The following is a 22,479-nucleotide window of genomic DNA, read 5'->3' as shown; positions in this document are numbered from 1 at the left end:
CGAGGGGACAAGTCACGTCCCACGCGTGCATGAGTCGCATCGGAACCACGGGGCACGGAGGCACCATCGGCGCCGACCTCCACACGGTCGGTGCCACGCGACGACACGTCACTTCCCGGACGCTCCGGAGTCCCTTCGACACGCGGGGAGGCGTTCCCACCGCGTCCGCCGCCTGACGACACATCCTCGCTCCCGTGGGCGCTCTCCCCCGGGCTCCCGGCCCCGCCGCGTCCGTCCGCCGATGCGACCACGGGGGACAGCGTCTCGCCCACACGGGCCGAAGCGATGGCCCGGGCCGCCTCTTGAACGGAGACCCGGACCGCATCGCCCTCGGCCATGGCGGGTGTGTCCTCGGTCTCGGTGCGGATACATGCCTGGAGCCAATCCACGAGGCGAGTCACCTCGGACGAGGAGCGCGGAGCAGGAGCCGCGACCGAGAGGACGAGCACCGCGTCGGCGGCGCTCAACAGCGCGTCGGTGGAGTCCGCCGACAGCGAGTAGCGCCGAGGCTCCGCGCAGCGAACGAGCTCCTCCATCTCGTGCACGAGCGCGTTGATGTCGTCGAAGCCCATCATCCGGGCCTCGCCCTTGAGCCCGTGCAGCTCCCGCAGCGCGCCGCGCCCGGCCTCCACGTTGGCGCCCACCTCCAGCTCCATCAGCGCCCGGTTGATGCGCTCCAAACGCACCGTCACCAGGTCCCGGAACTGCCTGAGGAGGCGCTCGCTCGGGTTCACCCGCCCTCCTCCCTCAGCGGCTCCTGGCCGATCTGGAACCGCTCCACCACCTCCCGCAGGTCCCTCGCCAGCACGAGCAGGTCCGTGTTCGCGGTGCTGACCTGCTTGGTGGAGTTGAGGCTCTGCTGGGTGATCTTCAGGATGTCCGCCATCGTCTCCGCGAGCTGGTCGGTTCCCGTCTGTTGCTGCTGCGTGGCCAGGGAGATGCTGCGCACCGCGTCCGACGTCTTGCCCGCGAGCTTGGTGATCTGCCGCAGCGAGTCCGACACCTGCTGCGCGAGCGTCGTGCCCGTCTCCACCGCGCGCACGCCCCCCTCCGTCGCGGACACGGCGGCGGCGGACGCCTCGCGCACCTCCTCGATGAGGCCCTCGATCTCCTTCGTCGACTCCAGCACGTTCTCCGCCAGCCGCCGCATCTCCGCGGCCACCAGCGAGAAGCCCCGCCCCACCTCCGCGGCCTTCGTCCCCTCCAGCTCCGCGTTGAGCGCCAGCAGGTCCGACTTGTCGGCCACGCCGTTGATGAACTCGACGATCTTGCCGATCTGCTGGACGCGCTTGTTGAGCCGCACCACCGCGGAGGCGATGGCCCCGTTGTCCTGGCGCATGCGCTCCATGGACCCCAGGAACGCCTCCGCCGAGCGCTGGCCCTGCTGCGCGGCCCCCAGCGTCCGCTGGGCGATCTGCGCCACCGAGCCCGCGTTCTCGGCGATCTGCCGCGCCGAGCGCGCCAGCTCCTCCGTCGTCGCGCTCGTCTGGTCCAGCGAGCTGGCCTGCTCCGCCGCGCCCGCCTCGTAGCGACTGGACGTCGTGAGGATCTCCTCGGTGGTGGCGGAGATCTGCGCGCCGGCGCGCTGCAACTGCGACATCACGTCCGCCAGGTGCGCGCGCATGGTCGTGAAGGCGGCGGACACGTCCCAGATTTCATCCTCCGCCGGCACCACGCGCGGACTCGCCAGGTCGCCCTCCGCGATGCGCCGGGCCTCCCCGGACAGCTCGCGCAGAGGGCGCCCCAGCAGCGTGCCCCCCAGGTACGCGGTGGTCAGCGACAGCCCGAAGACGAGCAACACCAGCGGCCCGCCCGACGCGAGCGCCTCCAGCCGCAACGTCGCCGCCAGCTCCAGGCTCGGCGTGCCACGGGACACCAACTGCCCCAGCGCCTCCTCCGCCAGCGCGGACGACAGCTGCGCGGAGAGCACCGCCGGCGTCACCACGGAGATGAACGCGAAGGCCACCAGCCGCGCGCGAATCTCCACCCGCCGAGGCATCGCCTCGATGAGCTGAGCGTGCGTCATCCCCAGCTCCCCCAGCCACAACACCACCTTGCGCGAGCGCAGGATGACGAGGCAGTGCACCAGGAGCGCCGTGAGCGGACCGAACAGGAGCCCCAGCCCCGCGATGCGCCGCGACACCTCCATGTCCCTGCCCGCCATCCCCCACATGGCGGCGCCCAGCGACACGGTCGTCAGGAGCCACAGCCCCAGCGACCCGAGGAAGGCCTCGTCCGGCGCCCGCGTCACCTCCGCCACCGCCGCCTTCAGCGCCTCCGGCGTGGGCCGCACGTCCCCGCGCTCCAGCCCTCGCAGCGTCCGCAGCCGGCTCAGCGCCGCCGCCGCGCCCAGCACCATGGCCAGGCCACACAGGAGGCCGCCCATCTGGAGGAGCACCCGCATCCGCCCCTCGACCGACAGGGCCTCCGCCAGGGTGAGCCGCGCGTAGTGCAGCCCCAGCGCCGCGCCCACCAGGTTCGCCAGGGGCACCGGCCACATCACGTGCCGGCTGAAGGAGGCCCGCCGCGGGCCATGTCGTGCGCTCATCCCCTCACGCCTCCTCTCCCGAGACGACGTGGAACCGCTCGACCGCGCGCTTCAGGTCCCTGGACAGCGTGGACAGGTCCGCGTTGGCCACCGCCATCTGCTTGGTCGCCGCCGAGTTCTGCTCCGTGACGCGCAGGATGTCCCCCATGGCCGCCGCCAACTGGTCGGTGCCCGTCTGCTGCTGCTGCGTGGCCAGGGAGATGCTGCGCACCGCGTGCGACGTCTGGCGCGCCAGCTCGAGGATGAGGCTCAGGCTCTCGTCCACCTCGGCCGCCAGCACCGTGCCGGACTCCATCGCCTTCAACCCCGCCTCCGTCGCCATCACCGCCGCGTGCGTGGCGTCGCGAATCTCGTCGATGAGCTGCTCGATGGCCTTGGTCGAGCGGATGACGTTCTCCGCCAGCCGCCGCATCTCCGCCGCCACCAAAGAGAAGCCCCGCCCCACCTCGCCCGCCTTCGTCCCCTCCAGCTCCGCGTTGAGCGCCAGCAGGTCCGACTTGTCGGCGATCTCGTTGATGAACTCGACCACCTTGCCAATCTGCTGGACGCGCTTGTTGAGCCGCACCACCGCGTCCGCGATGGCCTCGTTCTCCTCCTTCAAGCGCTGCATCGCGCCCAGGAAGGCCGTGGCGCCCCGCTGGCCCGTCTGCGCGGCGGCGAAGGTAGACTCGGCGATGGCGGACACCGACTCCGCGTTGCCGGCGATCTGCTGCGCCGAGCGCGCCAGCTCCTCCGTCGTCGCGCTCGTCACGTTGAGCGAGCTGGCCTGCTCGTCCGCGCCGGCCTCCTGCTCGCCGGAGGTGGCCACCAACTGCTCCGTGGTGGTGGAGATCTGCAACCCCGCGCGCCGCAACTGCGTGAGGGCCTGGCCCAACTGCGCCTGCATCTGCGCGAACGCGGCCGACGTCGCCCAGATTTCATCCTCGGCGGGGATGACGCGCGGCGGGCGCAGGTCCCCTTGCGCGATGCGGGTGGCGTCCTCGGTGATGGCGCGCAGGGGCGCGGCGATGACGGTGCCGCCCAGGTGCGCGGTGAGCAGCACCAGCACCGCGATGAGCCCCGCCACCGCCAGCCCCTGGCCCCGGTCCGCGCGCTTGAGCGCCGCGTCCTGGGCGCCCGGGGAGCGCGCCGCCACCACCTCGTCCATGGCCCGCAGCGTGCGGGAGATGGTGGCGTCGAGGATGAAGAGCGAGGGGCTGAGCACCGCGATGGCCGTGAACAGCACCAGGTGCCGGCGGATGTGCATGCGCCGGGGCGGCGCCGTGGCCACGACCTCCAGGGGCGACAGCCCCCTCGCGGCGATGACCGCCACCGCGCCACGACACCGGCGCACCACCAGCAGGTAGATGAGCAGCGCCGTCAGCGGCCCCAGGGACGCGCCCACCAGCAGGATGCGGAAGCCCAGCCCCAGCGACGCGTCCTGCCAGGGGATGAAGACGAACGCCACCGCCAGCGCCCCGCCCACCCAGCTCTGCAGCGCGAAGGAGAAGCACCGCGTCGGAAAGGCACGCGCCTCCAGCAGGGCGGCCCGCAGGTGCTCCGCCGTGGTGGGCAACTGCCCCGCCCCCAGCGCGTACAGCGTCCGCAGCGAGCGCCGCGCGTGCCACTGGACGAGCCCCTGGGACAGCACCGTCACGACCGCGACGAGCACCACGAGCCCTGGCCACCCGCCCTCGGGCACCGCGTCCGTGAGCAGCCCATGCAGGAGTGCCAGCGTCAGCCCCACGCCGCTGGCCGGGGGCACCGGCCGCACCAACCACCGCGCCATCTCCCCGAGGTCGTCGGGCGCCTTCATGCCACCTCCCCGCCGAGCCCCCGGAGGAAGCGCTCGAACTCCACCAGCCCCATCAACGGCCACAGGACGCCGCGCGCCAGCACGAAGCCCCGCAGGCTGCCCCCGGAGGCCCGCACCGCCACGGGCGGCGCCGGCAGCACCGGGTGGGCCTCCGCGTCGATCTCCAGCGTGTCCACCCCCACCGCCCCACCGGAGGCCGCCACCAGCACCCGGGTGGCGCCCGCGGGGGACCGGAACGCCAGGCGCGCCGAGGCCGCCTCCTCGCCCGCGGCCGCGGCGATGGCGAGCACTTCGTGCGCGAGGAACGCGAGCCGGTGCGCTCCCGCATGACACAGCAGCATGCCCCGCACGGGACTGGGTGGCCCCATGTTCAGGCCCCCTGGCTGAGGTGGTCGAACAAACCTTCGGGGTCGATGACGGCCACGTCCCGGGGGCCGCTCTTGGCGGGGCCGCGCAGGTGGACGTGGACGCCCGTGGGGCCCAGGGGCTCCAGCGCTCCCGTCACCGGGGAGACGCCGGCCACCGTGGTCGCCGTGAGGGCCAGGGTCCCGCGGGGCAGGCGCACCAGCACCGCCCGCCGCGAGGATTGGCTCACCCCGGCCACCAGCAGGCCCATGTCCACCACCGGGATGACCTCACCCCGGTGGGCGAACACGCCGAGCAGGTGGGCCGGGGCGCCAGGTACCCGCGTGAGCTCCGGGAAGGTGACCACCTCCGCCGCGCTCTCCGCGGGTACCGCGTACCAGCTACTGCCACAGGCAAACACCAGATAGGACTGACGCGCTTCAGGCTCGTGGACGGCCATGTCGCGCCAGCCTACCTCGAACTAGCGCTGGAACTCGACGCGGCGGTTCTCGGACCACGCCTCTTCCGTCGAGGCCGTGTTCAGCGGGCGGGTCTCACCGTAACCCACCGCCGTCAGGGTGTTGCCCTTGACGCCCAGGTCCGTCAGGTAGCGCTTGACGGCGGCCGCGCGGCGGTTGGAGAGCTGGAGGTTGTACTCCTCCGTGCCGCGCTCGTCGGCGTGGCCGGCCAGCGTCACCTTGCCCTGCGCGCCCGTCTTCAGGCACTGGGCCAGGTCGGACAGGCGCGACTGCGCCTCCGAGGTCAGCGAGGACTCGTTGAAGCCGAAGCGGATGGGGCTCCAGTCGCACTTGTCCGCGGAGGCCGTCACGCAGCGGCCGGCGCTGCACTCCTGGCCGTCGCCGCAGTCGGCGTTGGAGGCGCAGGTGTCCTGCTGCACCTGGCAGCGGCCCGCCTGGCACTTGCTGCCGGAGGGGCACGCCGAGTCGTCCTTGCACTGGGCCTGGGCGCACTTGCCGGCCTCGCAGATGCGGCCATCACCGCACTGGTTGTCGACCGTGCACTCGGGCGGCTTGGGCGCGCACTTGTTGCCCTGGCAGGTGAAACCTTCCTGGCAGTTGGCGTCCGTGGCGCACTGCTGGCAGGTTCCCTGGACACAGACCTCGCCCTTCTCGGAGCAGGTCGAGTCGTCCTTGCAGTTGGGGTAGCTGGGGGGGCAGCCGGTCAGCACCGCCACCGCGAGGGAGAGCCCCGCGAAAAGAGAAATCCGACGCATCATTCCTCCCGGAATCTTGAAAACGAAAGAAGCACCCGCAGGGGACGGGTTGTGGGGTCGCGTGTAGTCGCAGACGGCCGGGTGAGTCAAAGCATTTGTCCCTTTCGCGACACCCCTCCGCGCCCCGAAACCCTTGATTGTCCAAATATTTTCCGTGAGATTGTCCCGAGTCCCCCGTGAGCAGCCGAGCATTTCTCGCCTTTGCGCCGGGAGCGCCCTCCATGCCCGCATCCGTCCTCATCGTCGATGACGAGAAGAACATCCTGCTGACCTTGAGCCAGGCGTTGCAGCTGGCGGGGTATCAGACGCAGCTGGCGAGCAGCGGCCAGGTGGCGTTGGACGTGGTGAGCGCGCGTCCGGTGGACGCGGTGTTGATGGACGTGAAGATGCCGGACATGGACGGGCTGACGGCGCTGGCCCGGCTCACGGAGCTCAAGCCGGAGCTGCCGGTCATCATGATGTCCGGCCACGGCACCATCGACACGGCGGTGAAGGCGACGCAGTTGGGGGCGCGGGACTTCCTGGAGAAGCCCATCGCCCGCGAACGGCTGCTGGTGGCGCTGCGCAACGTGCTCAAGCACCAGGCGGCCATGGAGGAGCTGCGGGAGCTGCGCGAGCAGCTGGGCCGCTACGACATGGTGGGCAGCGGCCCGGCCATGCAGCGCATCTTCTCGCTCATCCAGCGCACGGCGCCGTCCGAGGGGCGCGTGCTCATCACCGGGGAGAACGGCACGGGCAAGGAGCTCATCGCGCGGGCGCTGCACCAGCACTCGCGGCGCAAGAGCGGGCCGTTCGTGAAGCTCAACTGCGCGGCGGTGCCGCACGAGCTCATCGAGAGCGAGCTGTTCGGCCACGAGAAGGGCGCGTTCACCGGCGCGGTGAGCGTGCGCCGGGGCAAGTTCGAGCTGGCGCACGACGGCACCCTGTTCCTGGATGAGATTGGGGACATGCCGCAGGCGATGCAGGCCAAGCTGCTGCGCGTGCTCCAGGAGGGAGAGCTGGAGCGGGTGGGCGGGGCGGAGACGCTCAAGGTGGATGTGCGCGTCATCGCGGCGACGAACAAGAACCTCGAGAAGGAGATCGCCGCGGGGCGCTTCCGCGAGGACCTCTACTACCGCATCAACGTCGTCCAGATTCACTCGCCCCCGCTGCGCGAGCGCCGCGAGGACCTGCCGGACCTCATCGACACCTTCCTACGAGAGGCGTGCGCGAAGAACGGGCGCCGGCCCCTCACGCTGTCTCCGGACGCACTCGCGGTGATGAGCGCGTACGACTACCCGGGCAACGTGCGGGAGCTGCGCAACCTGGTCGAGCGGCTGGCCATCCTCTGCGAGGGCCCCATCGTCAGCCGCGCGGACGCGCTGGAGCTGCTGCCCCGGGGCCGAGGCACCGTGCCACCTCCGGTGGAGCTGCCAGCGACGCCGCCTCCGCCGTCCCCCAGCGTGGACGCGGCCGTGGTGGCCGCCGCCAGCACGCCGGCCCCGGCGCTCGTGACCCCCGCCCCCGTGGCCGCACCGCCCCCGGCATCCCCTCCTCCCGGGTTCCGACCCCGCGCGGACAAGACCTTCCGCGAGCAGGTGGAGGACGCCGAGCGGGAGATCATCCTCTACGTGCTTGCCCATACACATGACAACGTGACCGAGGCGGCGCGACTGCTCGACCTCGAGCGTGGGCATTTCTACAAGAAGATGAAGGCATTGGGATTGCGGCGAGGAACTTCCGAGTCGTAGGGGCCTGCCCGGCTCCTTCGGACCACGGATTCCGAGAGCGACGCCGTCGGACCCACGATGTGAGGTGTCTCGAGGCATATGTGTCCGCACGGGAACGCTGACGTGGTGGAGGGACGCAGCAAAGCCAGTGCGCTCTTCATCCCTGGCGCCTGACTACCGACGCGCTCGCCGAATCCACCTCGTCCTCGACAACGCCGCCGCCCACTCCAGCAAGAAGACACGCAAGGTGCTCGCGCAGCTCGGCGGGAGAGTCGTCCTCTCCTTCCTGCCGCCCCACTGTCCGCTCCGCCCAGTGCGCTGCCAGTCCATCCCTGCGCCGCTCCGACCTCAGGCGCACCACCTGAGGCCGGACAAGATTCACGATCCTTGGTTTAGGAGGGACAGACAAACTTGTACGGCGGCTTGACGGAACCCAGTTTTGAGCAGACGCAGGTGTTCTCCCAGGAGTACGCCCCCTCGTCGACACAACAGCGGGTGACTTCTCCAGCGATGGTGCACCGAGTACCCGCCACGTCCAGACAGCTCGGCAGAGTCGATGGACATGTCGGCAGCGGAGGCTGAGCCGGACAAGCAGTGGTGACGCCATCGCACGTCACGCCCACCTCATTCGTTGCAGTACAGGTCGTGGTCGTCGAAGGACAGCTCACATTCCCCCATTGGCAGGTGGCAGTGCACGTCGACAGTGACTCCGACGACACGAACAATTCCTCATCAGCCATTTCGGATACTCCACCGCACCCGGTGGCGAGCACGACCACACAGGCAAACAGCCACGGCTTCAAGCGCTTCATGGTGAGTCCCCTGTCGTGAAGGTGCGCGAGCGAAGAACGACCGGGCCGGGCGCAGCTTCTCGCAATTCGCGCAACAACAGCAACTGCGAACACGAACTCGCGCTGTCGCCACATTGGCGGACACCGTCCTCCCCCAACAGGAGGATGCGCTTCGTCGGTCCCGTGCAGACCCAAAATTCAAGGCGCCCGCGACCGCCCCTCGTTCCAAGTGGCGCCATTCCCTCTCCGGTACCGGGGAAGGCGTGCCTTTCCCTGGAAGTGCCCATGCCGACCTGCAGCCAGTCCATCCTCTCGAACCACTCTCATTCCTCTTCGAGCCATGCCTGATTCGCAGTGCACGGGTTCACAGAGGGAGCCTCTCGTGAGTCGCTCGTTCGGGAAATCTGGGGTTATGCTGCCAACTCCTACCGGAGCCCCACTCATGCAAACTGCCGAGATCAAGGACGCCGTACTGCAGATTCTCATGGAACAACCTGAGAGATTCTACAGCGCATACCAAATCTGCCAGCGGCTCGAGGTCGACCATCCCAACCTATGGAAACGACTGGTGGCGGACTATCCATCAACGCATCCGAGTACGCCCATGGGTGAGGGCACCGGCAATCAGTATTCGCCCGCCTCGTTTGTCGCCAATGCGTTGGCCCAATTCGTGAGGGAAAAGGTAGCCGGCCTGACGCAGGAAACGCTCGACGCTGCGGGGGTCTCATTCGGCACCACCGTCCCTGGATTCACTGGCAAGTACGTGGGAATTTGGGCGTTCAAGACACCGACGGTCTGACCCCCGGCTCATCGGCGCAGGCTTCACCGAGGTTCGGCTTGGGGTGGCACGGGAGCAGACGGGGCCCGAGCGCCAGCCCTCATGAAAACCAGGTCCGGGCGGCGTTCCTGCTTGGACCTACGTCTTCCGACGTCCTCGGCCTCGGCAAGCACGCGCGCCCTCCCTCTCTCAGCAACACCCGACACCTCTTGCTTCGACATCTTGGCGCCAGGGACGAGCAAATCACTGGGGCCACCACAAGCAACGAGACCTCCCAGCCAAGACAGCAACACCACACTCAGCACGCGCAGCTTCATCTCGACTGTCTCCGGTCCCGGAGCGCAGCAACCACGATGGAGCGCCCCTCGACTGGCAGCAATTCTAGAATTTCCGCATCGAACGAGGAGGCGTGACTGAGCGTCAGCCTCCGTGAAGGCGGGGCCACGAGGATGAAATGCCCTGCGGCCTTCGGAGCAGTGATTGGATGGCATCTCCATCCACCCAGCCTCGAACTGGGACAGACGCAGCACGGACTGCCATTCCTCGACGGGGTCATGAGCGCCACAAGCCGCTGGGGCCCACGGCGCGGTGCGCTGTCCTTCTCGTCGTTTGGGCACGACGTCCCCTTGTGGTCGCAGGGGATGAAGGCGCGGCCGGGCGAGCACGTGGACCATGCCCTCCCACGGGGATCCCCTCATCGAGAGAGGGGCCCTGAGAGGCACTGCGCGGCGAGGCACTCTCCCCGGTGTCTCGGAGGGAGGAGGGACACCCTCACCTCGCGAAAGGGAAGACCATGTGGTCAACAGCCATCACCCACCCAGGGTTTGACCTGCCTTTGCTGCGAATTCCTATACTCGCGCCCGCCGCCTGGTTTGTCCCCGCCCCACACCCCGCGAGGCGCGCACGAGCCCCACCTCACAACGAGGAACACTCATGACTCTGTTTGGAAGAGCATTGGCCTTATCCGCCGCCGTGACTTTTCTCGCGATTCCCGCGGCCCATGCGGCCATCGGTGACCGTTGCAGTCCCCCCATCTCGAACAACGCCACGGCCCCATCCGTCTGCGCCCCGGTCTGCGCACAGTACGGGATGGTGTTCGCGGGCAACTGGAGCAACAGCCCCACCCATCCTCCCGTGAAGGCATGTCTCGACTCAGGCGGAGGCCAGGCCGTCTGTGGATGCGCGCTCCCGGCCCCCTCCGGGAACGCGGCGATCTCTCCCGCGGTCCACTTCGTCGACGCGGCCACGCCCCTGCGCGTCCCCGTCGAGCTGAAGAAGTCCTGTATGCAGGGACCCGACACGCTGCTCCCCAGCGACATGTGCCCCGTCGTCACGGCGAACGGCATGACCTACTGGGCCCTGAGCTACCTCGACAACAGGCTGGGGATGGCCGTCGTCGCCTATGACGCCAACGGCAACGTCGTGGGCCTCATCGAGAAGACAGGGGCCCGCTATGTCTGGGACATCGCGGTGGACGCCACGACCAACACCCTGGTCTTCAAGGGCCAGGGCGGGAACACCTTCACGCTGAAATGGACCGACCTCATCGTCCCCCAGATGAACGGCACGACCACGGCGAACTACGTCATCTGGCCCACGGCCCTCAGTGGCCAGGTCTGGTGGACGGACGGCGCGTTGAATTACGGCGCCCCCGCCCCCTTCGGCAGTGGTTCCAATCAGATCCTCGACCCCTACGTGGAGCACACCGCCGGCAAGCAGCTTTGCGCGGCGAAGCTGCAGCCCTGGTTCGACTTCGTGAGCTCCACCGTGACCTCGCCGTCCTCGACGGTCACCTGTATCGCGCCGCCCTCGCCAGGACAGCCCACCTACAACGCGGCGATGAACGCCTTGCTGAACGCGGCGGTCACCGACCACAGCCTGATGGCCGCCTTGCGCACCGCCACGACCGACTCCCTCCTCATCTCGCTCGCGGCCACCCGGGGGTTCACGCTCACCTCCGCGGATATCGCGCAGAGCCGAGGACATGGTGCCGGATTCGCGGAGTACACCCGCGAGCCAGACGCATGGGCCAGGACCGCGGCCACGGACGCGACCTGTGGCGGTGCCAATCAGAAGCCCTGCGTCCAGTGCACCCAGGAGGTCTGTGTCTACTGGCCGTTCAACTTCTGCTGCATCAAGGAGTCGTGCTCCTGCTCCCAGTACAGCAGCGCATGTGCCGCGGGCCTGGAGGTCAATGCCAATGGCATCTGTCAGCCCGGCTGCCCTGCTGGCCAGATCTGCAAGGACTTCCCCGTCTACCTCGAGTACAACGACAACGGGACGGTCGCCAACGGCGTCTGTGAATCCTGGCTGGGGCGCTCCACCTGCTCGAAGGGAATCCCGAACGACGCGCTCGCCGCCTACGAAGTCATCTTCAGCGGCGGGGTCGCCTTCTACAAGACGACCAACACGCGGGTGAACACCTGGGCCGTGAGCGCGGAGAGCGAGACCCTGTACGTCATCGATGCCCGAGACGGCCGGATCTACATGATCAACGTCGACGGCCGGTACATCCAGATTCGCGGCTCGGCCAACTGCATCAACGAAAACAAGCCGCAGGACTCCTCGACCCGCGCGTGCACCAAGCCGCGGTTGACGACCCATGCCGGGCTCTTGATGGGGTCGATCGCCGGCCTGCCCACGCCCAACGCTCCGCCCGGCCCCGACGTGCGGCAACAGCTCAAGGTCATCGGCGCGGGCACGGTCAAGGTGAACGACGGCGTCATCCAGTGGATCACCAACGACAGCGGGCACTTCAAGCCCTCCCAGGACAATCTCAAGAACACGCTCGCCCATTTCAAGTCCGCCGGGTTCCCGAACTTCCCGCCCCTCGGCTCCTGCACCTACGACTTCCAAGCCGTCACCGGGAAGACAGGCGTCTATCGCCAGAACGCCCTCACGAACGGACATTGCGAGCTGTGACGCAGCCATGAAGTAGCCAGGGAGCCGGAGCTGACGTCGAGAGGCTCCGGCCCCCTCCCCCGGCTGCTCGCCCGGCGTGGCGACGCCGCGGCGTAATGCTTGGCAATCCCCCGTGCATCGCCCGTTCATCTCCGGCCGACAACGTGTCGTCCCGCCGCGCCCTGGCGCGAAAGGAGAACGGATGTCGACCTGCCCTCGGCTCGCGCTGCTCTGTGCGAGCCTCCTGTCCACGGCCTGTGCCACCAGTTCGGAGACGGAGCGCCCCCGAGGACCTCCGCCCAAGGCCCTCTTCCAGTCGCCGCTCGCCCTCCTGCTCGAGCATCGTGGGGAGCTGACACTCACCGCGGACCAGGTCACCCGCCTGGAGTCCATGGAACGAGCACTGGAAGAGAAGAACGCCCCCCTTCGCGAGAAGATGCGGGAAGCACGGGCAGCCCGGCCGGAACAGTCCGGGCGCGGCCCCCCTCCAGGTGGCGGCGGCATGGGCGGCGGTGGCCCCCGCGGCATGGGCGGCGGAGGAGGAGGCGGTCGGGGAATGATGGGCGGGGGTGGCCCGCCTCGTCGCGGCGGTGGAGGCCCCCGCTCGGAGGAGACGACCCGTGAGCAGAAGGCCCTCCTGCGAGAGATGGAGGACCAGGAGACAGCGGCATACATGGAGGCCGAGAAGCTCCTGGACGACACACAGCGTTCACGCGCGCGCGAGCTGTTCTCACAGCAACGCGAGGAACGCCTGCGCTGGCGCGAGTCCGCCCAGGGGTAGCCGCTCCCCCGGGCCCCGGCCACGCCACGCGGGGGGTTCTTCGGTCGACAGCCCCCGCGCACGGTCCACCTCCTGGGGCCTGTCCATGTGACAACTCCCCAGGTCGCCTTGATTCCGATGTACGCGCGCCCCCCAAGCCGTGATACGCCAGAACATACATGGCCAAAGCACGTCGCCGTCGCGTTGCCCCCGCTTCTCGACACCCCCTCACATCGCGAAGTGACTCCCCCGTGGAGCTCTCCCTGGACGAGGCGTTCCAAGCCATCGTCCGCGGGGCCGTGGAAGAGTCCTTCGCTCCACTGGAAGCCTCGCTGCGTCGCATCTCCGCGCGGTTCTCCGGTGACGTAGAGCCTGTTCGAGCAGCCCCTCGACCCACGCCGCGCCCCCAGAGCGCTCCCACGCCGCCTCCGCCGCCGCCCGCGGTCAAGGCCGTCACGGAGAACGTCGCGTGCGCCATCGTCGGCTGTAAGCGCCCCAGCCGCTCCAAGGGCTATTGCTCCGCGCACTACCAGAAGCGCCGCAACCTGGTGGCCACCGGCCGGCTCCCCGCCTCCTGGCAGGAGTTCGCCGCCCCGCAGAGCATCCCCGACATCGCCCTGCCCCGCGGACGCGCGGCCAGCAGGGAGCGCGCGCCCAAGCCCCAGGCCGTCATCCCCCCGCCCGCGCCCACCGGGCCGCGCGTCTGGGTTCGCAAGAAGGGCCAGCCCCAGCTCACCGAGGCCATCCCTGGCAGCTCCGACGGCACCACGCAGGCGCCCATCCTGACGCCGTCCATCCTGCCCCTGGCCGCCAAGGGCGTGGACGTCGAGTCCACCGTGAAGCGCTGGGCCGCGGAGTTCCTCGCGGACAAGCGTCCGCGCTGAAAAGACAGACGAAGGCCCCTGCCGCGATGTCTCCCCGCCGCGGCAGCGGGCCTGTCATTCCCTGACACCCGCCGACCTCACGAGCCGGCCCCCCTGAGCGTCACAAGGACTGCTGGCTCGAGCAGCGAGGCGTCTGGCTCTCCGCCGTCAGCCGGGTGAGCGACTTCCGGCTCGCATCCGTGTAGGGCGACACGCCCACCACGAGACACGTGCGATACACCAGCGACCGGTTCGCGGGGTACGCGACGATGGGCCGCGACGTGGTGTCGTTGAAATAGACGGTGGTGAATGTCGAGCCATAGAACGGGCTCGAGCCCCAGGCGACCTTCTTCCCCGTCACCGGGGTCGTCCCGAGGCCGCTGTACTGCGCGGACTGGAAGGGCCACTCCCCCTCCGAGAAGCCCCCACTGTTCAGGGCATTGCCGGTGGCCGCCTTCGTCGAGCCGTTGTTGAGGCTGTAGCCCCCGTACACCAGCCCCGCGTCCGTGCCGAGCTTCAGCTCGACGAGGCCCAGTTCGTACAACACGCCCGTGGAGGAGTGCCGCGCGAGCAGCACGTTGTACTTGCGCGAGGCGGCGAGGGGCTCGTTCCACGTCCAGTTCGCCTGCGTCGTCAACGCGCCCGCCGCGGCGACGCCGGTCGAGAAGTGGTTCAACGAATCACCCCACTGCACGTTGTTGAGCGTCGCGTTGGGGTCCGCGTCCGCGAACTCCATGGGCCCGTAGGGGCCGCGCACGTCGAAGGACACCTGCCCCGCGGTGGCTTCGCTCAGGTCCAACCGGGTGTCGATGCGCGGGAAGTCCATCCCCTTCTCGAACACCCAGCGGATGCTCACCGGCACCATGAACTTCTGGTGCGCCGAGGCCGCCGCCTGCGTCGTGGCCGTCACGTCCGACATGGCGACGCGCGTGCCCCACTTCGGATAGCGCAGCGTGACGGTGTGGGTGACGACCGTGTCGCTGGCGGAGAGGGCCGGGCGGACCTCCTCCACCGGGAAGCCCAACCCCAACGGCGAATCATCCTCGCCGTGCAGCGCCGCGATGGTGCCCGACGTGCCGTTGTCGAAGCTCCGGTACAGCTCATGGGCCACGAAATAGCCGAAGCCCGATTCGCCGCCGCCCGTCCCATCCAACGTCACCGTGCGCCACTGCGTCCCCGCGCGCACCTGGTAGGTCATCTGGACGGCGTAACCGCCGTTGCTCCCCGGGGACTGCCGCTTGAGCGACACGGTGCGCTCGCGCCCCTCGGAGTCCATCCACGCGTAGCGGTCCACGGAGATGCCCGCCACCGTCGTCGCCTCGCGCGAGACGCCGTCCCCGGACTCGCGGGCGGCCCCGGTGCCGCCATCGCTGCCGCCGTCCGAGGTGCCCCCGTCGCCCCCATCCGGAGCCCCGCCGTCCGGCGTCCCGCCATCCCCACCGCCCCCATCCGGGCCCGCGTCGGAGACCCCCGCGTCCTGCTCCGGCGGGTCATCCGAGCCGCACGCCCCCAGGGCCAAGGCCATCCCCAACCACACCACCGCGAGCCGTCGTCCGTTCGTTCGCATATTCCGTTGTTATCGCGAAGAACGAGGGGCTCACGCCAGGGCACCCCGGGTGGGCTCCCGCCCGACGTCAGGAAGGAGTGTTCTCTTCTGGCACCGGCGCGGCGGCCTGGGCTTGCGCCGCGAGGAGGGAGGGGGCGATGCGCAAGATGCGCTCCCGCAGCTCGCGAGCACTGACGGGCGGAATCCGAGGCTGGCCATACAGCGGGAGGAAGGCCCCGTAGAGGCGCGCACTCTCCTGGAGCTGCGCGAGGTCGTCATCACGCTGCGGGAGCACGAAGAGCAGCTCGTCGTCCGCATCCACCGCCAGTCCCGCCGCGCGCGCCTGGGACACCGGCACCGTCCCCACCACGCCCTGCGCCGCGTCGTCGGCCACCGTGTGGACGACCTGGAAGAGGACCACGCGCGAGGAGGCCTCGTCGAAATCCGCCTCGAACACGAAGCCCGGGCCATAGTGCGCGTGGGCCAGCTCGACCATGACCCGGGACAGCGCGGTGACGGCGACCTCCCTGGGGACGTCATCCTGCGCCACGAGCCCCCGCAGCACGCCGCCCACCATCCAGTCCCGGATGGGCTCGTTGCGCCGGCGCTTGCGCCACACGAAGCCTGGAATCGAGAGCGGTGACTCCGCGTCGCCGTCCCAGTGCGCCTCGACCCCGTGCCGGGCGAGCGCCGCCTTCACCTCGTGCCCGATGGCCCGCACGGCCTCCGCGTCCGCGGTGCCCTCGGCCACCAGCGCGCCGAACTCGAGCCGGAGCGGCTGCTGGTGGAGCACGACGCCCTCCAGGTCCTCGCCGTGGAAGAAGGTGGCGCCCCGCACCGGCCCCGCCTGGCGCTTCGCGGCGTCCTGGACCTCCGGCCAGCCGCTCGACACCTGCGAGCCGATGCCCTGGAACGCGAGGATGCCCGCGCCCCGCAGCTCCTCGAAGGCGCGGTCGATGGCGTCGTTCGTCGTCGGCTCGGCCCAGCCCGACTCCACCCGGTCCTGCTCACTCAGCTTCTGCCAGGCCTGACCGACCGTCTCGTGGAGCGCCGCCACCTTCGACGAGCCCTCGGCCGCGAGCAACGCCTCCACCTTCGCGAGCACCTCGCCGTCGCAGCCCAGCCCGCTCTTGACGATGACCTCGACCTCGGACTCCAGCCAGCTCATGTACGCCCCCGATGCGTGTCCCAGGAGACGAACGATGGCCCACGAGGTCGCATGGCGACCACCTGTTTCGTCCTCGACTCGCGCGCGACCGCTACGGCAGCCCCGCCAGGCGCAGCCCCGCCGCTGCGAGCGCGGACGCCGCCACCACCACCACGAACGGCAGCCGGCGCCAGGCCAGCACCGCGCCCACCAGCACCCCCGCCGGACGCGCCCAGCCGGAGAAGCCCCCGGACGCCGTCAGCGTCGCCGTCGCCACCAGGGCGGACAGCATGGCGATGGTGGCCAGGGACATCAGCTCCTGCGCCCGGGACGAGACGTGGAGCCGCTCGCTCAACAGCGGCCCGGCGAGACGGAAGGCATAGGTGCCCGCGGCGAGCACCAATATCCAGAGCACGGTCATCGCAGGGCCACTCCCACGGCCAACAGCGCGAGCAGGATGGGAACCCCGGCGGGCAGCAACGGCGTCGTCACGAGCGCGATGACCGCCCCCACCAACGCCACGTGGCGCGCCCGCGTCGCCTTGGCCCGCGCCACCGCGTCGTCCGAGGAGGGCGTCCCCGCCGGGGCCGGCTCCTTCCGGGGTGGCAGGAGACCGGGCAGGAGCAGCGCCAGCAGGCTCGCGGGGAAGGCCGCGTCGAGCCCCAGGGTCGCGGGGTCGCCCACCGTGCTGCCGGCCACGCTGCCCACCGTCACGCCCAGGTTCCAGCCGACGAACAGGAGCCCGCTGCACCACCAGTAGGCGGCGCGCCGCCGGGCCAGGTCGGGCTGGGCCAGGGCGAACGCCACCGACTCGTCCACCATCAGGTGCGCGCCCAACAGCCGCGTGGGCCACCGCCGCCCCAACACGTCCGCCACCGCCAGCCCGAAGGGCAGGTGCCGCGCGTTGAGCAGGAGCCCCGCGAGCACCGCCGCCACCGGGCTGCCTCCGGCCGCCACCACCCCCACCGCCACGAACTGCGAGCCTCCGGCGAACACCACCACCGACATGAAGAGCGCCAGCCAGACCGGCATCCCCGCCGACACCGCCAGCGCCCCGAACGACACACCCACCACGCCCGATGCCAGCGCGATGGCCGACACGTCCCGCACGAGGGCGCGATCCACGGTTCCCATGCGGACCAATGTGGACAAGCGCGCCTCGTTCGTCAATAAGAACAATCATGCCGGTAAAACGAACACCCAAGCCGACGGGTCCCCTGGATGTCATCGCCTCCGCGCTGCGCCGCGAGCGCGAGCGGGCGGGCGTGTCGTTGTCGGAGCTGGCGCGGCGCGCGGACGTCTCCAAGTCCACCCTGTCCCAGTTGGAGGCGGGCACGGGCAACCCGAGCATCGAGACGCTGTGGGCGCTGGCGGTGGCGCTGGGGGTTCCCTTCAGCAGGCTGGTGGACCCGCCCACGAGGGAGGTGCGCGTCATCCGCGCGGGCGAGGGCGCGGCCATCCGCTCCGAGCAGGCCCACTTCACCGGCACCATGCTCTCCGCCTGTCCTCCGGGCGCGCGGCGTGACCTCTACGTCATCCGCCTGGAGCCCGGCTCCGCCCGCCACGCCGAGGCGCACATCCCCGGCAGCGTCGAGCACCTGGTCGTCAGCACCGGCCGCCTGCGCGCGGGTCCGAGTGGGGCCACCGTGGACCTGGCGCCCGGCGACTACGCCACCTTCCCCGGCGACGTGCCGCACCTCTACGAAGCGCTCGCCCCCCACACCGTCGCCTTCATGGTCATGGAGCACATCTAGGGACACCCACCCCGCGTGTGGTCGGTTCTCCCCGCTGCGCGGACGTGAAAGACTCGGGGGCTCATGAGCACCGCGGCCATCCTCGGCATCGACTTCGGGACCACCAACACCTCGGCGGCCTTCTTCGACAAGGCAGGCAAGCTGCGCGTGGTGCCGGTGACGGACAAGAGCTTCACCTTGCCCTCGGTGGTGTGGTTCCACGCGAAGGACAAGGCCATCGTCGGGCACGCGGCCCGGCGGCAGATCATCGACGACCCGCGCCACACCGTCTTCGGCGCCAAGCGCTTCCTGGGGCGGCGCTTCCAGTCCGAGTACGTCACCCAGCACAAGGACAAGTACGCCTTCGAGCTGGTGGAGGGCGAGGACGGCTACACCGCGGTGCGGATGTACGGCAAGGTGACGTCGCTGACGGAAGTCACGCAACTGGTCATCCGGCAGATCCTCACCCTGGCCAACCACGCCGCGGGCGAGCCCTTCCAGGAGTGTGTGCTGACAGTCCCCGCGCACGCGTCCATCCGCCAGCGCGAGGCGGTGCGGCAGGCCGCGGAGCAGTGTGGCCTCACGGTGCGCGCCATCATCAACGAGCCCACCGCGGCGGCGCTCTACTACGCGAACCTGCGCAACCCCGAACAGACGGTGATGGTGTTCGACCTGGGCGGCGGCACCTTCGACGCCACGCTCCTGGCGGTGCACAACCGCGTGGTGAAGGTGCTGGCCACCGGCGGTGACGCGTTCCTGGGTGGCGCCAACTTCGACGAGCGCATCGTCGAGATGCTGGTGGCGGACTTCCAGCAGAAGCACGGCATCGACCTGCGCGGCAACAAGGTGGTGATGCAGCGGCTGGTGTTCGCCGCCGAGTCCGCGAAGATGGCGCTGTCCACGCGCGACGCCACCGTGCTGCGCGTGCCCTGCATCGCCCAGAAGGACGGCGGCTTCGTCGACTTCGACTACACCCTCACGCGCAAGCAACTGGAGCAGATGGTGTTCCAGCTCATCGAGCGCACCGCGTCCGCGAGCGACGACGTGCTCGAGCGCGCCCGGCTCAAGGCGGACCAGATCGACGAGCTGGTGCTGGTGGGCGGCCAGACGCGCATGCCCGTCATCCGCGAGCGCTTCTCGCACTTCAAGCGCCTGTCGTCGGACCGCGAGGTCAACCCGGAGCTGGGCGTGGCCGTGGGCGCGGCCATCCTCGGGCGCAACCTGGCGCGCGGCATCGCCGGGCTGTCGGACGTGGTGCCCATGCCCATCGGCATCATGGTGCCCGGGGGCGCGCAGCACGAGGTCATCCCCGCCAACACGCCCGTGCCCGCGACGAAGACCGTCACGCTGGAGCTGCCGCTCATCCCCGGCCCCATCTCCGTGGCCCTCTTCGAGTCGCTCGACACCACGACGGTGGAGCGCGAGCTGCTCGGCACGGTGCGCATCGAGCTGGACTGGCGCACGACGCACAAGGGCCCCACCACGCTGGAGCTGCGCATGGGCCAGGACTTCGTGCTCGGCGCCGCGCTGGTCTCCCCCCAGGGTGAGCGTCACCCGCTGGCCATCACCGACCTGCGCGCCCCCAAGCGCACGGCGTAGTCGACGCGCGCGGGGCCCCGTCCGCGAGTGGAGACACCGCGAGGACGGAGCAGCCCCCGCCCCGTCCCACGCCTACTGGAGGCGACGCGGGATGGCGTCCGCGATGGACCTGCCCTGCCCCGGGTCGAGGATGATGACCTCCGCGGCCACGTGGACGCCCCCGGCGATGAAGTAGCCGACGCGGACGTCGGCCGTGTCGGTCAACCGTCCCTCGTCGCGCGCGTCGTTCCAGACGTACGTCGTGCGGTCATCGATGCGCAGGGTGATGTCCTCGCCCGCGCCGATGTCGTGCACGGTGAGGTGGTCGGGCCCCGCCTCCACGATGGCGCCCGATATCGCCTCCTCCACCCGCTCCAGGTTCATGCGTGGGTTCTCGGTCTGCATGACGCTCCCGTTCCGGGAAGGCACCTCGCCCCGACCCGCCCGGCCCCCGGGCACGCCCGAGCCCCCTCGCCCGGCCGTTGCGACGAGAGGAGTCCTTCCTCCAATCCACAAGCTGACGTCGACGAGGCTCGGGGGCCAGCCACGAGCAGGCTCCTGCTCCACCGGCCCAGCGGACCGGATGCGTCCTCCCGGGCAGGCGGGCACGTGGACCGCTCGCTCGCCGGGACGGGGATGCGCGCGCTCGGACGCCGCGGAATCGAGGTCCGGCGACGTTCCTGGCGGACAGGCCCGCGCGGAGCAGGCATCCTCGACGGACGACGTCGCGCGCAACGCGAGGAGGACATCATGACGGGACGAATGGCGCTGGGTTGGACGCTGGTGCGGGTCGTGTTCGGGCTGACGCTGGGGCTGGGGCACGGCTGGTCCAAGGTCAGCGGCGACATGTCGGGGTTCGCGCGGGGCGTGGCGGAGCTGGGCTTCCCCTTCCCGCTCTTCTTCGCCTGGTGCGCGTCGCTCGCGGAGTTCCTCGGCGGCCTGCTCGTCGCGGTGGGACTCTTCACCCGTCCGGCGGCCGCGTTCGCGGGCTTCACCATGCTGGTCGCGCTGTTCCGGCACCGCGCGGACCCGTTCGGCCGCATGGAGCTGGCGCTGCTCTACCTCGCCGTCATGGCGGCGGTGATGCTGGTGGGCGCCGGGCCCCACAGCCTCGACGCGCGCCTGCGCCGCAAGGCCTGAGGCCTACGCCGCCACGCGCTCCACGCAGGCCGGGATGTCTTGCGTGGGCGCGTTGACGACGCGCGAGACCTCGTAGGCCTCCAGCCCCGTGTCCGCCGAGGGCACCAGCAGGGGCAGCAACACGGCGGCGTCCTGGGGCTCCGGACGCAGCCACACCTCCTGGCCCTCCGGGGTCAGGATGACGGGCATCCGGTCGTGGATGGGCGCCATCAGCGCGTTGGGGCTGGTGGTGATGATGGTGCAGGTGCGCAGCACCTCGCCGGTGTCGGGCGCGGTCCACTCCTCCCACAGGCCGGCGAGCGCCAGGGGGCGGTCGTCCTGGCGATGGAAGAAGAAGGGCGTCTTGGGCTTCGTGGTCTGCTTCCACTCGAACCAGCCGTCCACCAGCACAAGGCAGCGGCGGCGCTTGAGGGCGCTGCGGAAGCTGGGCTTCTCCGCGACCGTCTCCCCTCGCGCGTTGATGAGCTTGTTGCCGATGGACGCGTCCTTCGCCCACGAGGGGATGAGCCCCCAGCGGAACGCGTCCAGCATCCGCGCGCCGTCATTGGGTACCACGGGCATCGATTGCGTGGGAGCCAGGTTGAAGCGCGGTCGTTCGACCGCCGCGCGGATGCCCGCGAGCCCCAGCTCGACGACGAGTTGATCAGGAGAAGTCCGGACGGTGACTCGGCCACACATGCGCGGCAGTATCGCCCTCTCCGACACCAGACCCAAGTCATCCGTGCAGGGTCGCTCCGGAGGCGACCTGTCGGCCGTTCGGGCCTGACGCGCTCGCGTGTCGGCGCTGCGTCGACGAGTCGTCAGAAGGCGTCTTTCGGCACGGGCCAGGGATGGAAACCGGCCCGCCTCTCTCGGGGCTGGACTACACAGGCGCGCATGCACCGGTCCACGCTCCTGTCCACCTGCGCCGCCCTCTCGCTCCTCGCGTGTACGGAGCGGCCCCCCGCCCCTGCCTCGAACCCCGACGCGGCCCCCTCCGCGGTGCGGCCCCCCAATCCCCCGGAGCTCGATGCCGGTCCCACGGTGGTCACGCCCTCGACTCCGGACGCGGGGAGCGTGAGCGATGCGGGGCTGGTGGCGGCGGACGCCTCGACGCCGGGCGAGAGCTGCTCCGCGGCGCGACTGCCCCCCGCCCCGGTGAAGGCGGCGAAGCCCTCCGTGCCCGCGCCGACGGAGGCCATGCGGCAGCGCATCCTCATGGCCGCGCGGGCCTGCGACTACGCGGCGCTGGCGACCCTGGCGAACGAGAACGGCCAGGGGCTGCGCTTCACCTTCGGCGAGGGCAACGACCCCGTCGAGTACTGGCGTCAGGCGGAGGCCCGGGGCGAGCCGGTGCTCGCGCGCATCGCGCAGGTCCTCGAGCTGCCCGACGCGAAGGAGGGCGCGCTGTACTACTGGCCCTCCGTCCACGTCACCGGGATTCGCAACGCCTCGGACTGGAAGCCCCTCGTGGGCCTCTATCCCGAGAAGCAGCTCCGGGCGATGAAGAAGGAGGGCGGCACCTACTACGGCCTGCGCGTGGGAATCACGGCCGAGGGAGACTGGCAGCTCGCCGTCCAAGGGGATTGAGGGCGCCGCGCCGCCCGCCGTTCACTGCACGGGGACGGCCAT

20 protein-coding genes and 1 pseudogene are annotated in these 22,479 nt (G+C 70.2%); 9 read left to right on the top strand and 12 right to left on the bottom strand.

Features of this window, described 5'->3' with window-relative positions:
• Positions 1 to 569: 569 nt before the first annotated feature.
• The 6 genes and pseudogenes from LZ198_RS43645 to LZ198_RS13700 all read right to left on the bottom strand — a co-directional run.
• A pseudogene (locus LZ198_RS43645) lies at positions 570 to 686 on the bottom strand (hypothetical protein); the annotation flags it as partial.
• A 44-nt stretch (positions 687 to 730) separates the two neighbouring features.
• On the bottom strand, positions 731 to 2,548 hold the full coding sequence (locus LZ198_RS13720) for a methyl-accepting chemotaxis protein (RefSeq protein WP_253972395.1): 1,818 nt from the start codon (positions 2,546 to 2,548) through the stop codon (positions 731 to 733).
• A 4-nt stretch (positions 2,549 to 2,552) separates the two neighbouring features.
• Positions 2,553 to 4,343, bottom strand: coding sequence for a methyl-accepting chemotaxis protein (locus LZ198_RS13715; RefSeq protein ID WP_253972394.1), 1,791 nt, complete (start codon positions 4,341 to 4,343; stop codon positions 2,553 to 2,555).
• The gene (locus LZ198_RS13710) at positions 4,340 to 4,711 is read right to left on the bottom strand and encodes a protein CrdC (protein ID WP_253972393.1); all 372 of its coding nucleotides are present in this window, start codon (positions 4,709 to 4,711) and stop codon (positions 4,340 to 4,342) included. Before LZ198_RS13710 ends, LZ198_RS13715 begins: the two co-directional genes overlap by 4 nt.
• Positions 4,712 to 4,713: 2 nt before the next feature.
• Positions 4,714 to 5,148, bottom strand: a complete 435-nt coding sequence (locus LZ198_RS13705) for a chemotaxis protein CheW (protein ID WP_253972392.1) — start codon at positions 5,146 to 5,148, stop codon at positions 4,714 to 4,716.
• A gap of 21 nt (positions 5,149 to 5,169) precedes the next feature.
• Entirely contained in the window at positions 5,170 to 5,922 is a 753-nt protein-coding gene (locus tag LZ198_RS13700; protein ID WP_323382591.1) for an OmpA family protein, read from the bottom strand.
• A gap of 221 nt (positions 5,923 to 6,143) precedes the next feature.
• On the opposite strand from LZ198_RS13700, the gene LZ198_RS13695 reads away from it, so the two are divergent.
• From LZ198_RS13695 to LZ198_RS13675, 5 genes are all read left to right on the top strand, one after another.
• Positions 6,144 to 7,652 carry a sigma-54-dependent transcriptional regulator gene (locus LZ198_RS13695; protein WP_253972390.1) on the top strand — a complete coding sequence of 503 codons (1,509 nt, stop codon included), beginning with the start codon at positions 6,144 to 6,146 and terminating at the stop codon, positions 7,650 to 7,652.
• Between the two features lie 1,212 nt (positions 7,653 to 8,864).
• Entirely contained in the window at positions 8,865 to 9,221 is a 357-nt protein-coding gene (locus LZ198_RS13690) for a hypothetical protein (protein WP_253972389.1), read from the top strand.
• A gap of 1,068 nt (positions 9,222 to 10,289) precedes the next feature.
• Positions 10,290 to 12,122, top strand: a complete 1,833-nt coding sequence (locus LZ198_RS13685) for a hypothetical protein (protein WP_253972388.1) — start codon at positions 10,290 to 10,292, stop codon at positions 12,120 to 12,122.
• Positions 12,123 to 12,303: 181 nt separating this feature from the next.
• On the top strand, positions 12,304 to 12,882 hold the full coding sequence (locus LZ198_RS13680) for a hypothetical protein (protein WP_253972387.1): 579 nt from the start codon (positions 12,304 to 12,306) through the stop codon (positions 12,880 to 12,882).
• Positions 12,883 to 13,112: 230 nt separating this feature from the next.
• Positions 13,113 to 13,745, top strand: coding sequence for a cell wall protein (locus LZ198_RS13675; protein ID WP_253972386.1), 633 nt, complete (start codon positions 13,113 to 13,115; stop codon positions 13,743 to 13,745).
• Positions 13,746 to 13,845: 100 nt separating this feature from the next.
• Here LZ198_RS13675 and LZ198_RS13670 read toward each other — a convergent pair whose 3' ends face one another.
• From LZ198_RS13670 to LZ198_RS13655, 4 genes are all read right to left on the bottom strand, one after another.
• Positions 13,846 to 15,249 carry a hypothetical protein gene (locus tag LZ198_RS13670; protein ID WP_253972385.1) on the bottom strand — a complete coding sequence of 468 codons (1,404 nt, stop codon included), beginning with the start codon at positions 15,247 to 15,249 and terminating at the stop codon, positions 13,846 to 13,848.
• Positions 15,250 to 15,358: 109 nt separating this feature from the next.
• Positions 15,359 to 16,438 carry a DUF6891 domain-containing protein gene (locus LZ198_RS13665; protein WP_253972384.1) on the bottom strand — a complete coding sequence of 360 codons (1,080 nt, stop codon included), beginning with the start codon at positions 16,436 to 16,438 and terminating at the stop codon, positions 15,359 to 15,361.
• A gap of 91 nt (positions 16,439 to 16,529) precedes the next feature.
• A complete protein-coding gene (locus tag LZ198_RS13660; protein ID WP_253972383.1) occupies positions 16,530 to 16,838 on the bottom strand; it encodes an AzlD domain-containing protein in 309 nt (102 codons plus the stop codon).
• Positions 16,835 to 17,569, bottom strand: coding sequence for an AzlC family ABC transporter permease (locus tag LZ198_RS13655; protein ID WP_253972382.1), 735 nt, complete (start codon positions 17,567 to 17,569; stop codon positions 16,835 to 16,837). Before LZ198_RS13655 ends, LZ198_RS13660 begins: the two co-directional genes overlap by 4 nt.
• Positions 17,570 to 17,598: 29 nt before the next feature.
• Between LZ198_RS13655 and LZ198_RS13650 the strand changes: the two genes are divergently transcribed.
• A complete protein-coding gene (locus tag LZ198_RS13650) occupies positions 17,599 to 18,171 on the top strand; it encodes a helix-turn-helix domain-containing protein (protein ID WP_253972381.1) in 573 nt (190 codons plus the stop codon).
• Between the two features lie 63 nt (positions 18,172 to 18,234).
• Positions 18,235 to 19,749 (top strand): Hsp70 family protein, encoded by a 1,515-nt coding sequence (locus LZ198_RS13645; protein WP_253972380.1) that lies wholly within the window; start codon positions 18,235 to 18,237, stop codon positions 19,747 to 19,749.
• Positions 19,750 to 19,821: 72 nt separating this feature from the next.
• Here the strand turns inward: LZ198_RS13645 and LZ198_RS13640 are convergent, their stop codons facing one another.
• Positions 19,822 to 20,133 (bottom strand): hypothetical protein, encoded by a 312-nt coding sequence (locus LZ198_RS13640; RefSeq protein ID WP_253972379.1) that lies wholly within the window; start codon positions 20,131 to 20,133, stop codon positions 19,822 to 19,824.
• 345 nt (positions 20,134 to 20,478) lie between these two features.
• Here LZ198_RS13640 and LZ198_RS13635 point away from each other — a divergent pair, with 345 nt between their 5' ends.
• Positions 20,479 to 20,868: a DoxX family protein gene (locus tag LZ198_RS13635; RefSeq protein WP_253972378.1), complete on the top strand. Its 390-nt coding sequence runs from the start codon at positions 20,479 to 20,481 to the stop codon at positions 20,866 to 20,868.
• Positions 20,869 to 20,871: 3 nt separating this feature from the next.
• Here the strand turns inward: LZ198_RS13635 and LZ198_RS13630 are convergent, their stop codons facing one another.
• Positions 20,872 to 21,546 (bottom strand): SOS response-associated peptidase, encoded by a 675-nt coding sequence (locus LZ198_RS13630; protein WP_253972377.1) that lies wholly within the window; start codon positions 21,544 to 21,546, stop codon positions 20,872 to 20,874.
• A gap of 198 nt (positions 21,547 to 21,744) precedes the next feature.
• On the opposite strand from LZ198_RS13630, the gene LZ198_RS13625 reads away from it, so the two are divergent.
• Entirely contained in the window at positions 21,745 to 22,437 is a 693-nt protein-coding gene (locus tag LZ198_RS13625) for a hypothetical protein (RefSeq protein ID WP_253972376.1), read from the top strand.
• Positions 22,438 to 22,479: the final 42 nt, after the last annotated feature.

The sequence above is a fragment of the Myxococcus dinghuensis genome, from assembly GCF_024198235.1.
GTDB lineage: Bacteria > Myxococcota > Myxococcia > Myxococcales > Myxococcaceae > Myxococcus > Myxococcus dinghuensis.
Note: the sequence above shows the minus strand (reverse complement) of the source record. Positions and strands in the feature narration are given on the sequence as shown.